Origin of the sequence: Enterococcus mundtii (assembly GCF_003957375.1) — a bacterium.
Lineage (GTDB): Bacteria > Bacillota > Bacilli > Lactobacillales > Enterococcaceae > Enterococcus_B > Enterococcus_B spodopteracolus.
The window spans coordinates 1,723,455-1,741,337 of record NZ_CP025473.1 but is presented as its reverse complement, the minus strand read 5'-3'; the positions used below and the strand labels follow the sequence as shown (position 1 = coordinate 1,741,337).

Genomic DNA, 17,883 nt, shown 5'->3' with positions numbered 1-17,883 from the left:
TGAACATGATCACACAGAAACTAAGTGAAAAGAATGAACAACAAAAGAAAAAAAGATTACTGGCAATTCTTTTATTATTGCTCGTGTTAGTTGCGATTGGTTGGTATTGGTATGCCAATAACCAACCAACGCAGATTTTGTCGGATGATTTTCCCGAGATCAAACATGCGGAAAAAATGACAGGAGACCAATTGAAAAAATATGCCAACCAAGCAGTAGACGATAGTAATGTCACTATCAATGTGTATCCGGAAGTCAGGGTCAATGCGGATGGTAAAACGGGAAACATTTGGATCCAAAACTTACCGACCAATCGTTATGGGCAGCAAGCAATATTGTCCATAAAGGATTCTAAAGAAACACTGTATGAAACGGGTTTATTGGAGCCTGGATATGAAGTAACCGAATTAACATTGGCAAAAGAGTTAACGACAGGCACGCATCCAGGAGTAGTGGAATTAGAGTTTTATGATTTAGAAAATAAAAAGCTTATGGGTAAAACGACGGTTGACGTGACCATCAATGTCAATCAGTAAAGACGGAATAAAGCAATCATGCTTTAGAATATAAAGAGATAAATAAAGGAGATAACAAAATGAAAGTAAAAAATATTTTAGCAACAGGATTGATGTTCGGCACGATTTTAGCAACAGGGGCAAGTGTTCAAGCTGATATTATCATCAACGGAGCGGACCAAACGATCGATAATTCAATAGGTGGGTCGATTGATACGACTGCAGATGTGGAGATCAATGGAACTTTAGGATTTGATAACACAGATCCTGAAGCGCCAGAACCAGGAAATCCAGATAAGTGGTTGAATGTGACGTTACCATTAAAAGCTGTTTTCTTCACTGAACCAGAAGACTATAAGACGATTTTAGGTGGAGAGCATAAGATCACCAATCATTCGGGTCGTCCAGTAAAAATCAGTCTAGGAAGTTACACAGTTTCTTCTGGAGATATCTCAGCAATCGATCAGTTAACGTTGGTTGTTAGTTTAGGGAGCAACAATCTTTTGATTGAAAATGGGGCAGTAAATTCAAATTTATCAGGAGACTTGATGACCTTGGCTTCACCGAATGCACGTCCTAGTGATCTACAAGGAGATAGCGCAGCGACTTTTACTTTTAAAGGAGAAGTTGATACTGATATTCTTGATTTTCCAACGGATAAAGGAGCAATCTCAATTGCAAGTACGTTGACGTTGAACATTGAAGCCCTAGATGAAGCTGGCGATCCTTATCCATAGTTCAAATTGTGAGGTGATTGGATGAAACAAAAAAAACAAACAATTCTTTGTTTGTTCATGGTTTTAGGTCTATTGATCGTTGGATTGCCACAGATGCTCATAGAAGCTAGTTCTAATACAATTGAAGTCATTGGAGAGCTAGAGTTTGACTCAAACGCTACACAAGAAACAAGCCCTACAAAGCCGAATACTAGAGATCCGAAAGAATCAGTGACACCAAGCGCTCCGCCTAAGAAGAATGTTTTACCACCATTGGGAGAAACAACACAAATATTGTACGTTTTGATAGGCGCGATTTTGTTTTTGATCGTTCTAGTTAGTTATCAAATTATTAGTGACAAGCGTCGAAATCCAAAAAAAATGATTAAAATCATTGTGAACGATTCATCTAAGAAATAAATAGAAACCGTAGATTGAAGAATCTGCGGTTTTTTTATGGGAAAAAGCTTTATAACAGCGTATTCGATATTTACCACAATTAGAATCATTTGTTAAAAAAATCACTTGACTTAGAGTTCGGTTCAAGGTGTATGATTAAGCAGAAATAAAGGAGGGAAATTCATGTTATTAAAACGAATAAAAGGTCCTCAAGATCTAAAGAAATTGAAACAAGAAGAGCTTCAACAAGTGGTAGAGGAAGCACGTGCCGCGTTATTGGAAAAAATCAGCCAATACGGTGGACATAATGGCCCAAATCTAGGTGTTGTTGAAATGACGGTGGCGCTACATTATGTGTTCGATTCACCAGAAGATCAATTTGTTTTTGATGTCTCACATCAAACTTATGTGCATAAAATGTTGACAGGAAGAGCACAAGCGTTTTTGGACCAAGCGCATTACCAGGAAGTCTCAGGTTACACGAACCCATTAGAGAGCGAACATGATCTCTTCACGATCGGTCATACATCGACTTCATTGTCTTTAGCAAACGGTCTAGCTAAGGCAAGAGATTTGAAAAATGAAACAAATAATGTCATTGCAGTGATTGGCGATGGGTCTTTATCGGGTGGCTTAGCCTATGAAGGTTTGAACAATATTTCTGAACTAGGCACGAATACGATCATTATCGTCAATGATAATGACCAGTCGATCGCAGAAAATCATGGGGGACTTTACAAAAATCTCAAAGAGCTAAGGGAAACGAATGGTCAAGCTACGAACAATTTCTTTAAAGCATTAGGACTTGATTATCATTATCTGGAAGCAGGCAATGATTTAGCTGCTTTGATCGAGTTATTCAAAGAAGTAAAAGATCAAAATACGCCGGTTGTGCTACATATCCATACCGTCAAAGGAAAAGGATACTCCTTTGCAGAAGAAAATCGTGAAAAGTTCCATGCGGGTGGACCGTTTAGTCTCGAAACAGGTGAGTATCTGCAATCGAAAGGGGAAGAAACCTACAGCAGCATAACAACAGACTTTTTATTACGCAAAATGGCTGAAGATCCGACAGTAGTAGCCGTAAATGCAGGGACACCGATGATTTTATTTTCGCCAGAGCAACGCCAACAAGTCGGGGCAAAATTTGTGGATGTAGGAATTGCTGAAGAACATGCGGCAACGATGACTGCTGGTTTAGCCAAAGGCGGAGTAAAACCAGTATGGGCAGTCCATTCACCGTTTTTACAAAGAAGTTATGATCAAATCTCCCATGACTTAGCGCTGAATCGCTTATCAGGTACAATCCTCGTGACACTTGCTTCTGTAAACGGAATGAATGATGAAAGTCATTTAGGGATCTTTGATATTCCATTTTTGAGCCATATCCCTAATTTAGTCTACTTAGCCCCAACTACGAAAGAAGAGTACTTAGCGATGCTTGAATGGTCGATCGATCAAACGGATCAATTAGTGGCAATCCGCGTACCAGTCGGTCCAATCACTTCTTCTGGTGAAGTAGATCGGACAGATTACAGCCAGTTATATAAGAACAAAGTCATTCAAAAAGGCGAAAAAGTAGCAATTATAGGTGTAGGTAATTTTTATGGTTTGGCAGAAAAAGTGGCTGTTGAATTAAAGAAAACTCTCCAGCTAACTGCTACGGTGATCAATCCAGCATTCATCTCTGGGATAGACACTGAATTACTAGATGAACTCAAAGAAACCCACGATATAGTAGTTACACTTGAAGATGGTATCTTGGAGGGCGGGTATGGACAAATGGTTGCTGGCTATTTGGGGGATGCTGCGATCCTTGTACAAACTTACGGCTTAGATAAAGCATTTCATGATCGTTATGAAGCATCGGAACTATTAGCGGAAAATGGTCTGACAGTAGAGAATATCGTGGGAAATATTGAAGAAACGCTCGCTGATCAACGATAGTCAAGTTGAAGAAGCGCTTATTTCTAGAGAAAGAGTTGAAACTAAGCGAACTTACACCTGAATCAAATTTATAAATAAAATAATTGAACAATTAATTACTGAAACAGTGACTGGCTTTCAATGCTGAGGATATTGTATTGAAGCAAGCCACTGTTTCTTTATCGGCATTTTTATCTGAATGTCACTAGAAAATTAGGATGAGTATTTTGGTGATTGCAACAGAGTGCATTATGTTGTAAATCCTTATCGCTTAACAAAAAGTGCCAGATTGAAAATGAATCCCAATTGGAAAAAAACAGCGAATAGCATGGGAGATAGTTAGCTTGATATAGTGATTTGGATCATTTTTCCAAATTCAAGGCGGGCGATCGTTGAAATAGCTTGTTACTATTTTACAAATTCGAGGGTCACGATCAGTGCAGTGTGTTTCTGATAACACAGATGACCCTATTGAAGTGTGTGGTAGGGGGCCGTCAAGAATTTTTGGAAGCTGGTGCAGTTTAACTAATCGATCAGTTTTTTAATTTGCTAAGACGCATAGAAACGATTTAAGAGAAGCGAGCTGTTACGATTGGAATCGATCAACCATAAAGAAGTCTGGGTAGAAGCCTTTAAACTTGAGCAATAAGGTGGCGTCCACGAGATTCGTTCTCCAAATTTTGTAGCTGGTGTCTTATTTTTTTTGCAGAGGACACTACTATTTTTGCCGTTCATTCGGTTTTTGCTAGTGCGAGAGGGATAATGTCATATTTTTTTGCTAAAAAAGCATAAAGTTGCAAAATAATGCAAAATGTCGTATCCTAGGTAAGAGGAGTGAGCGTCATGTTAAAGGAAGAACGCATCCAGCGTATTAAAACAATGATTGATCAAGAAAAAAGTGCTTCGATTGAAGATTTAGCAGATCGCTTAGACGTGTCTAAAGATACGATTCGCCGCGACTTGATCCAGTTAGAAAAACAGCACCAAATCAAACGGACCCATGGCGGTGCTTTAGCGCTTCAAAAAGAAGCAACGATCTTTGATTATGAGAAACGGTCATCGATCCTAAATGAAGTGAAAAAACAAATGGCTGAGCAGGTGCTTGAAATAATGGCAGATCCTTCCTCAATCATCTTCGATTCTTCGACTACAGTGGAAGCAGTGATCAGAGAACTACCGGACAAAAAAATCCATGCGGTGACTAATTCTTTATCTCACGCTTTATTACTAGCCAATCATCCGAAAACAGCTATTTCCTTATTACCCGGTAAATTACACAAAGAACAGTTGTTTTTATTTGGAACGGAAACAGTGGAACAGTTGAAAAATTATCAAGCAGACTACACACTACTTGGAGTATTTGCGTTGTCAAGCGAAGGACTGTTCATCCATACAGAGGAAGAAGGCTTAGTAAAACGTCAGATGATCCAACAAGGACGTAGCGTGATCGCGCTAGCGGATCATACAAAACTAGATAAAACTGGTTTTTATAAAGTTTGCGACTTATCAGCCATTGATTATTTGATCACGGATCAAAAGCCTCCAAAAGCATTAGCCAAAGCACTGACTGAGAACCATGTAGAACTCATAGAAGCGAGGAAGAATGAATGAAAAAAGAAAACATCCAGTTAACAACTATACCAAAACCAGCGATTTTTCCTGATGTTTCCCCTGTCTTTTTAACAGAGGAGACGATCACCGAACGAATCAACAAAACGATCGAACGCATGAAAGACGAAGCGATAGATCTGTTGGTGATATATGCAGATAAAGAGCATGGTGGTAATTTTGAATATTTTACAGGCTTTATTCCGCGATTTGAAGAAGGATTATTGGTGTTAGATCAATCGGGCAAATTCACGATGATCCTTGGGAATGAGAATCTAAAAATGAATGCACATGCGCGTATCACTGCTGATTTGATCCATTATCCAGCATTTTCTTTACCGAATCAACCAATGGACAATGAACAAAATCTGTCAGCTATTTTTGCATCATTAAAGGTGGCAGATAGAAAGAAAATCGGATTAGTCGGTTGGAAGTTGTTTACGTCTATGACACAAGACAATAGCCAATTGTTCGATGTACCATTTTTTATCGTAGATGCGCTAAAACAAGCAATCACTGTGGAAACTGCTATCGTCAATGGCACTCATCTATTGATTGGTGAGGAAGGGGCGCGTGTCATGAATAATGCAAATGAAATCGCACACTACGAATATGGGGCAAATCTTGCTTCATCTTGCATGCTACGTGCATTAGATGCCATTGAGCTTGGTGTGAAAGAATCCGAGATCGGAGAGTTGTTGCACGGACAAGGACAAGCGAATACAGTGATCACGATTGCTGCAACTGGACGCCGTTTTGAATTTGCGAATCTTTATCCGACAGCAAAAACGATCCAATTAGGTGATCCACTGTCATTGACGACAGGCTTCAAAGGTGGCTTATCCAGTCGTACAGGATTTGTGATCGAAGAAGAAGCTCAACTGCCGGTAGAACAAGCCGATTATCTTGATCGAGTAGCAAAACCATATTATGCAGCTATCGTTAGTTGGTTAGAAGCTATCCATATCGGAATGAAAGGGGCTGATCTCTATCAGTTGATTGAAACAGTCTTGCCACAAGCGACCTATCATTGGCATTTGAATCCCGGACACTTGACGGCGGATGAAGAATGGTTAGCCTCACCCATTTATTCTGGTTCGCAAGAAATCATCAAGAGTGGTATGATCTTCCAATTAGATATTATTCCTTCTGTATCAGGATATACTGGAGTAAGTGCAGAAGAATGTGTGGTACTTGCAGATGAAGGATTGAGAAATGAAATGAAGGCACAATATCCAGACATGTGGGAGCGGATTGTTAGACGTAAGCAATATTTAGCGGATGTCTTGAAGATTCATGTAAGTGAAGAATTGCTGCCTCTATCAAACACTGTCGGTTATCTCCGTCCGTTCTTTTTAGCCAAAGAAAAGGCATTCTGTGTAGATTCAGTTGAATAAGCAACCTCCCTTCTTAACGATCGAGTAATCTGGTTGAGAGGGGGATTTTTTTATTTAAGTGCAAAAGAGTATTTTCGTTAGGCCTACTTTATTGTATAATATGTAAACGATTTCTTTTTGTGGAGGTAAAGATGAAAAAGGTTTTATTGATTGATAATGGACGTAAATATTTTTCGAAAGAACAATTGATCCAGATCATAAAAAAAGCAAGTCAATGTCGATACACGGCGATTTCTTTTGCACTGGGAAATAACGGATTACGCTTTTTACTGGATGACATGGCGCTGACTGTCAAAGGAAAAGCTTATTCCAGTCAGTCAGTCAAAGAAGCATTGATTGCAGGAACAAAACAGTACTATGATGATCCTAATGGCACTTATTTGACTGAAACAGAAATGGCAGAGTTAGCTAGTGTGACTAAGGAAAAAAATATGGAAGTGATCCCGCTTATCAATACCCCTGGACATATGGATGCGATTCTAACAGGAATGCAACAATTAGGCATCGAACACCCTTGTTATCAAACGTCGATTCGAACACTTGATTTGGATAATCAAGAAGCGGTCGCTTTCACGAAAGCACTACTTGAAAAATATGTGAGCTACTTCTCAACGATAACTAGTTCCTTCAATATAGGTTGCGATGAATTTGCCAATGATTTAACTGATGGCGGGTGGCGAGGACTCCAGCAATCTGGGAAGTATCGAGATTTTGTCACCTATACCAATCAGTTGGCTCAACTGGTCAAAACCTATGGGATGATTCCAATCGTATTTAACGACGGCATCTACTACGAGGAAAAAGAACAATTTGGTCGATTCGATCAAGACTTAATGATTGCCTATTGGACAGCGGGATGGGACAACTATCACGTCAGTTCTGCGAAATTTTTACTTGATCAAGGGCATCGACTATTGAATACGAACGATCACTGGTATTGGGTCATTGGTCGAAAAACAAGTGAACAAGGACATTACTCCTTTGATACAGCAAAAAACGCACAAGCGACAATCTCAACGGCCACTGTGGTTAGCGGTACTGAGTTACTGGTAATGGGGAGTATGGTCGGTATTTGGGCAGATGAGCCACAAGCAGAGTTTGTACTGGCTGATCTGTTTGAACTACTAGAAACAACTGTAAAACAATAGTCAAGACAAAAAACTGTCGTTCGATGGCGTACATAGTTGCTCATTGGAAATCAGTTTTTTTGTTATTTTTTATTGTTTAAAATGAGAGTCCATTCATTTGAAGCTATTTTCATTCGTTTTTTTATTGACAGTAATTCGTTACTAGCGTATATTATATTTTATAAATCGTAATCATTACTATTTGTAATTTTGGATGGTTTGATCAAAGTTTCAAATAGGGCAATGATAGAATTACTAAAAAAAGTGAGAGAAGGGGAAAAAATGCGTCAAAACATTACATTAGAATGCAAGGAAACTGGTGAACGAATCTATCTGACGAGTAAAAACAAAAGAAATACACCGGAACGATTAACGTTAAAAAAATATTCGCCAAAATTAAGAAAGAAAATGCAATTTACAGAAGTAAAATAAAGTGAAATGAATGTTCTAGAAAATAGGGGGTTAAAATGGAGAAGCAAGACCTTTCAAGTGCATATAGACGATTGAAAAGCCCGAATATCAAAACACGAAAACGTGCGCTTAAACTCATCCAACAATCAAAAAGATTGAAGAATAAATACTAATAGTAGTAATATCATTGGTTTCGATATATCTCCTTTTTTTGCTGTATAACGATGATAAAAAACGTGTTATACTATTCAAAAATAAAGGGGGCGAAACCAATCGATATCAAGTATACCTATGCAACGATCAAGGATTTACCGCGAATTGTAGACATTTATAATCAGTCTATCGCATCGAAGCAAGCAACGGCGGACCTAGAACCGATAACGGTTGACTCGAGGTTCCCTTGGTTTGAGGCGCATCATGCTGATTCTAGACCGCTTTGGGTAATGCGGCATGGTGATTATATCGTTGGTTGGATCAGCCTTAGTGATTTTTATGGTCGGTCTGCGTATCAACAGACAGCGGAAATCAGTATTTATCTAGACCCGGTAACACGTGGTCATCATTTAGGCAAGGCCGCACTTGGCTTTGTGGAAACTCAACTGCATCGTTTAAAAATCCAGACAGTGCTTGCATTTGTTTTCGATGTGAATCAGGCAAGTAAAAAGTTATTTCTCAAAAATGGATATGCCGTTTGGGGACATTTGCCAAAAGTTGCCAACATGGGCAGTCAAGAAAATGATCTGATCATTCTAGGAAAAAAATATCAAAATCAATAATAAAGATGTACATTTTGTCCATGTGACAAAAATGTATGTCTTTTTTTTGCATCTTACTACACAAATGACTCATTAAGTGCTAGACTAACAGATGAAACAGGTATTGATATCTGTATTAATATTATTTATATTTATTATGTAACGACCATGTAAATATCGTTGAAAAGGAAGATGTCTCATGTTGTTTAAGGAAAAACAAGGCGTAGAAACTGTATCAGAAGAAGTAGTTAAAGAAAAACAAGGTTCAACAACTGTAGTAGAAAGTTTAATCAATCATCAAGTTGATTACGTATTCGGTATTCCAGGAGCGAAAATCGATGGAGTATTCAATGAATTAGAAGATCATGGTCCAGAGTTGATCGTGACGCGTCATGAGCAAAATGCTGCCTTTATGGCGCAAGCAATTGGTCGTATTACTGGAGAACCAGGTGTGGTGATTGCGACAAGTGGGCCAGGTGCAAGTAATCTAGCAACCGGATTAGTCACAGCGACAGCAGAAGGTGATCCTGTGTTGGCAATCGCAGGCCAAGTAAAACGAAGTGATTTATTAAAATTAACACATCAAAGCATGAACAATGCCGCGTTGTTTGAACCAATCACAAAATATAGTGCAGAGATTCAAGATCCGGAAACAATTTCAGAAATTATCGCTAATGCCTACCGAATGGCAAAGAGTTCGAAAAAAGGCGCTAGTTTTATCAGTATCCCTCAAGATGTGGTGGATGCACCAGTCAAAAGTGATGTCATCAAACCATTACAAGATCCTAAATTAGGCTCAGCATCTTCAGGAGATATCGACTATCTAGTTGAACGGATTCGTGAGGCGAAGTTACCAGTATTGTTAGTTGGAATGCGTGGATCAAGTAAAGATGAAACAGCAGCCATTCGTCAACTTGTTGAAAAAACAGGATTGCCTGTGGTAGAAACTTTCCAAGCAGCCGGTGTGATTTCTCGTCAATTAGAAGACCACTTTTTTGGTCGCGTCGGTCTCTTCCGCAATCAACCAGGAGATATGCTGTTAAAACGGAGTGATTTAGTGATTGCGATTGGTTATGATCCAATCGAATATGAAGCGAGAAATTGGAATGCTGAAAAAGATGCTAGAATCATCGTCATTGATGAAACACCAGCTGAAATCGACAGTTACATGCAACCAGAACGTGAACTAATCGGGGACATTTCTGCAACCTTAGATTTACTGACAGAGTCATTAGAAGAAGCACAAGTATCGGTAGATGCGCAAGAATATTTAAATACGTTGCAAGAAAAGTTGAAGGCACGAGATATTTGTGAAACCAGTAGTGAAGACGGGATCTTACATCCATTAGAAGTAATCAATACACTGCAATCGAAAGTAACGGACGACATGACTGTGACGGTTGATGTAGGTAGTCATTACATTTGGATGGCCCGCCACTTTAGAAGTTATGAAGCGCGTCATTTGCTATTCAGTAATGGCATGCAAACATTAGGAGTCGCACTTCCTTGGGCGATCTCTGCTGCACTGGTTCGTCCAAATACGCAAGTAATCTCTGTGTCAGGAGATGGTGGCTTCTTATTTTCTGCCCAAGATTTAGAAACAGCTGTGCGTAAAAAACTGAATATCATTCATTTGATTTGGAATGATGGTCGTTATAATATGGTCGAGTTTCAAGAAATCATGAAATATGATCGAGCATCAGGGGTTGATTTTGGTCCAGTTGATTTTGTTCAATATGCCGAAGCTTTTGGGGCTAAAGGTCTGCGAGTAAGCAATGCAGAAGAATTGGCATCTGCCTTAGAAGAAGGATTTGCGACAGAAGGGCCAGTCATCATTGATATCCCGATTGACTATCGAGATAATGAAAAATTAGGTGAAACGATCTTACCGGACCAATTTTACTAAGGGGATGTTCAGATGACAGAGAAACTATTATATCAACATGGGACATTAGGTGCGCTAATGGCGGGACTGATGGACGGTACTACTTCCATCGCGGAGGTCTTGAAGTACGGTACACTAGGTCTTGGAACGTTACATGGATTAGACGGCGAAGTGATATTTTTAGACGGTGAAGCCTATCAAGGTAGATCAGATGGCGCATTGATCCATTTGTCTGGAGAAGAGTCCACTCCTTATGCGGCAATCACTGCATTTTCAGCGGATCGTTCATTTGCAGTCAAACATCTATCTAGCGAAGCATTAAAAGAACAAATCCTAAAGGACGCAGCAGGGAAAAATCTCTTTTTAGCAGTCAAGATCAGCGGTTTATTTAAAGATATGCATATCCGGATCATGCCAAAACAAGAGAAACCATATCGACGTTTAGCGAAAATCTCAGAATCCCAGCCAGAGTTTCATCGATCAGATATTCAAGGGACCATTGCTGGTTTTTATACACCGGAATTATTTCAAGGGGTGGCTGCTGCAGGCTTCCATTTGCATTTTATTGACGATGAGAAAACATTTGGAGGACATATCCTTGATTTTACTGTGTCGCAAGGAACAGTAGAAATCAGTCAAATAGAATCTTTGGTGCAACATTTTCCGACGAATGACCCGACTTTTATCCAAAATGAAATCGACTATGCAGATCTAGCTGCTGAAATCGAGCAAGCAGAATGATCATCTAGTCATTAAGAATCAAAAACAAATCATAGCGTTGCTCCTTGAATTAGGCTATAATTTTGGGCATAGAAGGAGTGATTTTGGATGTTATGGACAGAAAAAGAAAAAAGAGATGCTTATGAAATTTTGCTACTCCAACAAAAAGGTCTTTTAGAAGCGGAAGACAACTGGTTAGCCAATTTAGCTAACTCCTCTGCATTATTGAATGAAACTTTACCTCAAACAGTCTTTGCCGGCTATTATTTATATGATAGACAAGAATTAATTTTAGGTCCTTTCCAAGGTAGAGTGTCCTGTACCCGTATCAAAATGGGAAAAGGTGTTTGTGGCGAAGCAGCCGAAAAACAAAAAACATTGATCGTTGCGAATGTGAAAACCCATGAAAATTATATTTCATGTGATTCAGCCGCACAATCTGAAATCGTAGTGCCGATGATCAAAGAAGGTCAATTGATCGGAGTACTTGATATCGATTGTGGTGTGACTGAGGGCTACGATGCTTTAGATCAAGAATTTTTGGAACGATATATTGAGTTATTGTTAGGTGATTTTCCTGTAAATGTTATGAAATAAAGTGAAAAAGAGTTGAAAAAAGGTGTTTGATCACTTTTTTTCAACTCTTTTTTAGTTTATTGAACATTTTTGTTTTCATAATCTAATTTTAATGTTATTATCATTTTATAAAATATTAAAGAACAAGAGGAGAATGGGTTATGACAAGCGAAACAATCGTTTTAGGACAAAAATATGTATGTCATCCAATCGGCATCAAAAATAAAGTAGTCGGAGAAGTAATCGTAAAATTAGAAAACTGTGTGATTATGAGTGTAGAGGAATATGATCGTACAGATCACTTAGATATTCTAGAGAAATGTGGAAAAGTTGTCGCAAAATATACAGATATTTTTGAGTTGAGTCCCGTTGAACAAGTCTTTCAGTCACCAACCAAGCTGTACACACAAGCAATGGTATCTTAAAGTGATGAATACACCTAGCGCCTATCAGGAAGTCTGATTTGAATAAGCCATTGTTAGTTATCAGACTTCCTTTAATTTGCATACATAATAGAAGCAATTGAACATTCATACATAATCGTTAAGAAATAGAATACTCGAATACAGACAGTTGAAGAAGGGGCAAGTTAAAAGGGAAAATAACTTTTATCTTGCTTCTTATTCTTTTTACTTTACAAAAGGAAGTAAATGATCTATATTATTGATAAGTCAATAATTGATTAGTCAACGATGGTAGGAGGCAATATTATGGAGCTGAGAAAGTTAAGTCAATTGCTTTATCAGATAAAAATCATCAGTCAAGAAGGAACAGCTTTATTTGAAAAAGAAACTGGATTTAGTTTAACGAGGTACGAGATCTTGATGTTCTTACAAAAAAACGGGGAATGTTTGCAAAATAAGTTACAGAGCGATTTAAAAATCGATTTGGCAGCTATTTCACGTCATCTAAAGATATTAGAACAAAAAGGATATGTGATCAGAAAAAGAAATGAGAACAATAATCGTGAAGTATTCGTTTCTTTGTCCGATAAAGCAGTGAATGAATTGACTGAGTGTGAAAAAAATCATCAAGAATCAGATGACTCCCTGTGTGTTTCGCTATCAGATGAAGAAATCGATCAACTGACTCAATTACTAGATAAATTATACTAAAAATCAAAACAAAGAAAGAAGCGGTTAAGTAATGAATAAAACTCTAGCAAACAATGATTTTTCTGATATCGTCTTTGGCAGAAAATCAATCCGTGTGTACGACGAAAATGTGAAAATCCCTCATGAAGAAATGTTGGAAATGATCCAAGAAGCAACAACAGCACCATCTTCTGTGAATCTACAACCTTGGCGCTTTGTAGTAGTTGAAAGCGAAGAAGCAAAAGCAAAATTGAAACCATTGATCCGTTTTAACACAAAACAAAATGATACATCATCTGCCATGGTCTTGATTTTTGGTGATATGAATTGCTATGAATACGGAGAAGAAATTTATGATCAAGCTGTGGAAGAAGGCAAAATGCCAGCAGAAGTTCGTGACGAACAACTAGCAGCGATCATTCCTTATTACAAAAATTTCACACGTGAACAAATGAATGACGTAGTGAAAATCGATTCAAGCTTAGCAGCTATGCAATTTATGTTAACTGCACGTAGCCATGGATATGATACAAATCCAATCGGCGGATTTGAAGCAGACCAATTAGCAGAAGCTTTCGATTTGGACAAAGAACGTTATGTTCCTGTGATGATCTTGTCCGTTGGTAAAGCGGTCGATCAAGGCTACGAATCTGTTCGTTTAGCTTCAGAAAAAATCACTTCTTTCAAATAGAAAGAAAAAGGAGACGGACGAATGATCATCATCAATGCAAAATTTACCATCAAAGAAGCGAAACGCGCTGAATTTTTAGAAGAAGCGACACAATTGATCGAAGCGACTAGAAAAGAAGACGGTTGTTTGAGTTATCAATTGTATGAATCAACGGAACAAGTAAATGTCTTTGTGATGGTTGAAAATTGGCGGGATGAACAAGCAATCGAAGGACATAACCAAAGTCCATTGTTGCAACAATTGTTCAAAAACATGCCTGAATATGCAGAAAAAGAAACAGAATTGAATGTTGCGAAAACACTTGCTTAAAACAATTCGCTGAAACGCTCTTTTGCGATCAAAGTAGCTAAAGTAGAAAGAACCTTCACTTTAAGAGGGAGCAAGAAAAGTCTAATGTCTATTTATCTCTTAGATCTTTCTTGTTTCTCTCAAGAAGTGAAGCATCTATTTGAAAAGCAATCAACCATATTGAAAAAAAACTACATATGTGGTATATTATGTAAGTATCTTGAAAATACCGTAACCCATTTTATTAAGGGGACGTTACGGATTCGACAGGCACAGTTCGAGCTTGAATTGCGTTTCGTAGGTTACGTCTACGCTAAAACGTTACAGTTAAATATAACTGCTAAAAACGAAAACAACTCTTACGCTTTAGCTGCCTAAAAACAGTTAGCGTAGATCCTCTCGGCATCGCCCATGTGCTCGAGTAAGGGTCCTAACTTTAGTGGGATACGTTTCAACTTTCCGTCTGTAAGTTGAAAAAGAGAACATCAGACTAGCGATACAGAATGCCTGTCACTCGGCAAGCTGTAAAGCGAACTTCTAAATGAGTTGACTATGAACGTAGATTTTTAAGTGGCGATGTGTTTGGACGCGGGTTCGACTCCCGCCGTCTCCATTCGGAGAAATCATATAAGTAGCAAAAACACTGTTGTACCAACGATTGTACAGTGTTTTTGCTACATTTTTTTGTTTTGACTCCGGTCAGCTCATTGCTAGGTAATTGGCAAAGTTAGTTGTTTGAATCCTTATTTGAAAGGTCTGAAAATCTATATCTGTATGCGCGCCATTTGAAATAGGGTCGACTAATCCAGGTTTTGGACTTAATGCTACTCCGTAAAACAAAGCGTGCTGTGCAGCCTGTGCGATCGTACCGATCAGTTTGTGGTCAGTCAATTTTTTTACGCTCCATTTCAGCTAAAATAAATTGTAATGAACGAACTAAATGCTCATGTGTGATCAAAGTGATTTGTTCTGCATTTTTTGTTTGCATCCCGCGATAGATCAGCCAATGTTCTTCAAGGGCTTTATCCCTGCGTTTAGAAGAGCGAATGGCGATATCGTGAAAGTAAACTAAGTAAGCTTGTAATTCTAAGACAATGGATTTTAAACGGAGCATTTGGCTTTTTTCATAGATGAACGTATTGAAGTCCGAAAAATTTTGCAAGACTTTTTCTGTTTGATCTGCTTGATTATAGCTTTCACCTCGTAATAATAGTTCTTTTAGCTCAATGAACTCTTGTTTTGTCATCTGATTCATTGCCTTGATCGTGGCAAGTGTATCTAAAGATTTACGGATATCATAGATTTCGTAAGCGTCTTTTATGTGGATACCTTTGACGACGATGCCGATTTTGGGTACGCGTTCAAACAATTTTTCATTGACTAATTGTTTCATTGCTAAGCGAATAGGTGTACGGCTGATATTCAATTCTTCGGCTAAGACTTTTTCGTTGAGCCACGTATTGGCAGGAATATCGCCAAGAATAATCGTTTTACGAAACGCTTCTTAAATAAGCACATACAATGTCTTATTTTGTGTGAGGTCCAAATTTTTACGTAATGCTTCAACAACTTTGTTCATTTCTTCTCCCCCTTTCTACTTTAGCTATAAAAAACTAAGTCAATGAATAAGTCTCTCATGCTTTATTCTGCACCTCATGAGAAATGACTAAAACGTGAATGACTTTTATTTTACAAATCGGAATAAAGTATCCGTATGGAAAACTCTGAGAAATTGTTCTGTAACATCGAAAAAGAGAGTATCAATTGTTTTCTACTCTTACGGAACACTTCTCAGAGTGGACATCTACTTTAGACGGTTGTTTTTATTGGGAAATATAAAATGGCAGATAGCAAAAAGAATAATTGTGACGACAAAAATAGTAAAAATACCTAAGGCATATTTTCCAACTTCTCGTTGCCGTTTTCCCATATCCAATCCGGTCAAACGTAACCAAAGATAGATAAAAGCAACTAAAAGGCTGAGCAAATGGAAGGCTTGACCCATCAAAGAGGCGAGAGCTATTTGCATATTCGTAAAGCCATAGGTATGTCCGGCTTCTGCTAAAACGGGTAATACTCCGAAATAAGAACCATCATTTGAAATAAAGAAAGTACCGGGCGCTGAAATCAACGCAAGGACTAATCCCCAGCATCCTGCTAATTGTTTTGGAATAAGATAAGTAAAGCTATTCGCGAGTGCTTCAGCCATACCGGAACCTTGGAAAAGCCCCTGAAAACTCCGCTGCAAAAACTAAAATAACGACTTGCACCTCATCGCTACCATTTGCACCAATACGTGCGGATCGATCTTTTTAGATGTGGGGAATTGACTATTAAAGCAATGCATGTTCCTACTAAAAATAATAAAAGAGGTGGTAAGACAATAGAAGAGATAAACGAGCTAGCAACCAACCAGGCAATCAACACGATCGTGAGTATCCCATTGAATACAAAAATTTTAGGACAGCGCATTGTGACTGTTTCAGGATCGGTGTTTTTAGTGATTTCTTCAATTAAAGAGAGTTAGTAACGGGGGAGAGATCTATCGTTGACTAGATAAAATTTACTAACCATGAGATAAACGAACGATGGTTAAATCCTCAGTCCTTGGCTAAAATGAAATGAAAAAAGAAACTGCGTGAACAGTCCCTTTTGGTAGCAATGCTAAAGATGGTAGCAAAGATTTAACTTATTTCTTTTTATCATGTTTAAGCAGTTCCACAATTAAAGTCATTTAACGTTACTGTCAAAAATTTATAGCCTATTGCCCTAGTTAGAGTCCTTGAATTCTAGATGATAACTAGGGCTTTTTTACATGATTCAGCCATTTATATGGAATATCGAATCGCTAATTGTGAGAGAGCAGACGATCAAATCAATTCAAAATGCTTCAATGCGTGAACGATCCCGCCTTCGGTATTTTTCTTCGTAATGAAGGTTGCAAGTTCTTTTAACTCATCGTAAGCATTGCCCATCGCGATTTTGTGATCACAAGCTTCAAGTAAGGCAAAATCGTTCGGCCCGTCACCAAAACCAAAAGTTGGGACATTCTCTAATTTTAATGTTTCTTTTAAGCGTTTGACCCCTGCACCTTTTGAAATACCTTTTCTGACCGTATCGATCGAATAGGGACTATTGCGGTAAAAAGTCATGTCAGGGAAACGTTCATGATAATATTCATCACCTGATTCGGAAAGAATCAGCAACATATTGATCGGATGATCCTGAAAAGCGGAAGGATCGATTGGTGGCACATCTGAATGGATAAAGCCATAAGCTTTTCTCATGGTCTCTGTGTGATGAGTACTCCAAATGTTCTCTCTATTATAAAAACAAAGGGCATGACCTTGCTCTTCGATATGGTCACGCATTTTTTGACATTCTTCTTTAGAAAAGCGTACAGAATAAATTACTTCTCCCTCTACGCTAATACAAGAACCGTTCATTGTTACAGCGGAAGTAATACCTGCATCACGCATAATTTGTTTGATTTCCATTTCAGTCCGTCCAGTGGCGATAACAGGTAGGATATCATTTTCTTTTAATGCTTGGATTGCTGCGGCGATCTCAGGAGTTATTTTAGAATGTCCATCTAATAAAGTTCCATCGAGATCGAAAAATGTGATTGCTTGATAGTTTGTCACAAATAAAACTCCTTTTTCATTTGAATATCTTTATCTTATCAAAGAATGAACAAAAGACAAACGTTTCGTGAAGAATTACTGAACTTATTGGTTCAGCAACCATTTTAGAGTATACTATAGACAGAGATTGG

At 38.2% G+C, this 17,883-nt stretch carries 19 protein-coding genes, 1 other RNA gene and 2 pseudogenes; 18 read left to right on the top strand and 4 right to left on the bottom strand.

Annotation, left to right across the window (positions count from 1 at the left end):
* Nucleotides 1-5 precede the first annotated feature (5 nt).
* The 18 genes from CYK55_RS08545 (at nucleotide 6) to ssrA (ending at nucleotide 14,724) form a co-directional block, all read left to right on the top strand.
* On the top strand, nucleotides 6-536 hold the full coding sequence (locus CYK55_RS08545) for a hypothetical protein (RefSeq protein ID WP_034687761.1): 531 nt from the start codon (nucleotides 6-8) through the stop codon (nucleotides 534-536).
* Between the two features lie 59 nt (nucleotides 537-595).
* A complete protein-coding gene (locus CYK55_RS08540; protein ID WP_034687760.1) occupies nucleotides 596-1,252 on the top strand; it encodes a hypothetical protein in 657 nt (218 codons plus the stop codon).
* A 21-nt stretch (nucleotides 1,253-1,273) separates the two neighbouring features.
* Nucleotides 1,274-1,651 (top strand): hypothetical protein, encoded by a 378-nt coding sequence (locus tag CYK55_RS08535; RefSeq protein WP_051536110.1) that lies wholly within the window; start codon nucleotides 1,274-1,276, stop codon nucleotides 1,649-1,651.
* Between the two features lie 162 nt (nucleotides 1,652-1,813).
* On the top strand, nucleotides 1,814-3,577 hold the full coding sequence (locus CYK55_RS08530; protein ID WP_034687759.1) for a 1-deoxy-D-xylulose-5-phosphate synthase: 1,764 nt from the start codon (nucleotides 1,814-1,816) through the stop codon (nucleotides 3,575-3,577).
* An 822-nt stretch (nucleotides 3,578-4,399) separates the two neighbouring features.
* The gene (locus tag CYK55_RS08525; RefSeq protein WP_126134188.1) at nucleotides 4,400-5,167 is read left to right on the top strand and encodes a DeoR/GlpR family DNA-binding transcription regulator; all 768 of its coding nucleotides are present in this window, start codon (nucleotides 4,400-4,402) and stop codon (nucleotides 5,165-5,167) included.
* Nucleotides 5,164-6,561, top strand: a complete 1,398-nt coding sequence (locus tag CYK55_RS08520) for a M24 family metallopeptidase (RefSeq protein ID WP_126134187.1) — start codon at nucleotides 5,164-5,166, stop codon at nucleotides 6,559-6,561. The genes CYK55_RS08525 and CYK55_RS08520 overlap by 4 nt, the downstream gene beginning before the upstream one ends.
* 131 nt (nucleotides 6,562-6,692) lie before the next feature.
* Entirely contained in the window at nucleotides 6,693-7,709 is a 1,017-nt protein-coding gene (locus CYK55_RS08515; RefSeq protein WP_034687756.1) for a family 20 glycosylhydrolase, read from the top strand.
* 261 nt (nucleotides 7,710-7,970) lie between these two features.
* Nucleotides 7,971-8,120: a 50S ribosomal protein L33 gene (rpmG, locus tag CYK55_RS08510; RefSeq protein WP_034687754.1), complete on the top strand. Its 150-nt coding sequence runs from the start codon at nucleotides 7,971-7,973 to the stop codon at nucleotides 8,118-8,120.
* Nucleotides 8,121-8,155: 35 nt separating this feature from the next.
* Complete coding sequence (locus tag CYK55_RS08505; RefSeq protein WP_126134186.1) at nucleotides 8,156-8,272, top strand: putative metal homeostasis protein; 117 nt, start codon at nucleotides 8,156-8,158, stop codon at nucleotides 8,270-8,272.
* A 51-nt stretch (nucleotides 8,273-8,323) separates the two neighbouring features.
* The gene (locus CYK55_RS08500) at nucleotides 8,324-8,875 is read left to right on the top strand and encodes a GNAT family N-acetyltransferase (protein WP_051536109.1); all 552 of its coding nucleotides are present in this window, start codon (nucleotides 8,324-8,326) and stop codon (nucleotides 8,873-8,875) included.
* A gap of 178 nt (nucleotides 8,876-9,053) precedes the next feature.
* Complete coding sequence (alsS, locus tag CYK55_RS08495; RefSeq protein WP_034687753.1) at nucleotides 9,054-10,760, top strand: acetolactate synthase AlsS; 1,707 nt, start codon at nucleotides 9,054-9,056, stop codon at nucleotides 10,758-10,760.
* A gap of 12 nt (nucleotides 10,761-10,772) precedes the next feature.
* Entirely contained in the window at nucleotides 10,773-11,480 is a 708-nt protein-coding gene (gene budA, locus CYK55_RS08490; protein WP_034687752.1) for an acetolactate decarboxylase, read from the top strand.
* Nucleotides 11,481-11,567: 87 nt separating this feature from the next.
* Nucleotides 11,568-12,056, top strand: coding sequence for a GAF domain-containing protein (locus CYK55_RS08485; protein ID WP_126134185.1), 489 nt, complete (start codon nucleotides 11,568-11,570; stop codon nucleotides 12,054-12,056).
* A gap of 140 nt (nucleotides 12,057-12,196) precedes the next feature.
* Entirely contained in the window at nucleotides 12,197-12,460 is a 264-nt protein-coding gene (locus tag CYK55_RS08480; RefSeq protein WP_034687749.1) for a hypothetical protein, read from the top strand.
* Nucleotides 12,461-12,745: 285 nt separating this feature from the next.
* Nucleotides 12,746-13,150, top strand: a complete 405-nt coding sequence (locus CYK55_RS08475) for a MarR family winged helix-turn-helix transcriptional regulator (RefSeq protein ID WP_034687748.1) — start codon at nucleotides 12,746-12,748, stop codon at nucleotides 13,148-13,150.
* 31 nt (nucleotides 13,151-13,181) lie between these two features.
* Nucleotides 13,182-13,820, top strand: coding sequence for a nitroreductase family protein (locus CYK55_RS08470; protein ID WP_010735080.1), 639 nt, complete (start codon nucleotides 13,182-13,184; stop codon nucleotides 13,818-13,820).
* Between the two features lie 21 nt (nucleotides 13,821-13,841).
* A complete protein-coding gene (locus tag CYK55_RS08465) occupies nucleotides 13,842-14,129 on the top strand; it encodes a putative quinol monooxygenase (RefSeq protein ID WP_023519920.1) in 288 nt (95 codons plus the stop codon).
* A 227-nt stretch (nucleotides 14,130-14,356) separates the two neighbouring features.
* Nucleotides 14,357-14,724, top strand: a transfer-messenger RNA (tmRNA) gene (ssrA, locus tag CYK55_RS08460).
* Between the two features lie 83 nt (nucleotides 14,725-14,807).
* Here the strand turns inward: ssrA and CYK55_RS08455 are convergent.
* The 4 genes and pseudogenes from CYK55_RS08455 to CYK55_RS08440 all read right to left on the bottom strand — a co-directional run bounded on the left by CYK55_RS08455 (nucleotide 14,808) and on the right by CYK55_RS08440 (nucleotide 17,752).
* Nucleotides 14,808-14,999 (bottom strand): triphosphoribosyl-dephospho-CoA synthase, encoded by a 192-nt coding sequence (locus CYK55_RS08455; protein ID WP_034687744.1) that lies wholly within the window; start codon nucleotides 14,997-14,999, stop codon nucleotides 14,808-14,810.
* Nucleotides 14,992-15,687 (bottom strand): annotated as a pseudogene (locus CYK55_RS08450) (GntR family transcriptional regulator). Before CYK55_RS08450 ends, CYK55_RS08455 begins: the two are co-directional and overlap by 8 nt.
* A gap of 244 nt (nucleotides 15,688-15,931) precedes the next feature.
* Nucleotides 15,932-16,604 (bottom strand): annotated as a pseudogene (locus tag CYK55_RS08445) (CitMHS family transporter); the annotation flags it as partial.
* Between the two features lie 374 nt (nucleotides 16,605-16,978).
* Nucleotides 16,979-17,752, bottom strand: a complete 774-nt coding sequence (locus CYK55_RS08440) for a Cof-type HAD-IIB family hydrolase (protein WP_126134184.1) — start codon at nucleotides 17,750-17,752, stop codon at nucleotides 16,979-16,981.
* Nucleotides 17,753-17,883: the final 131 nt, after the last annotated feature.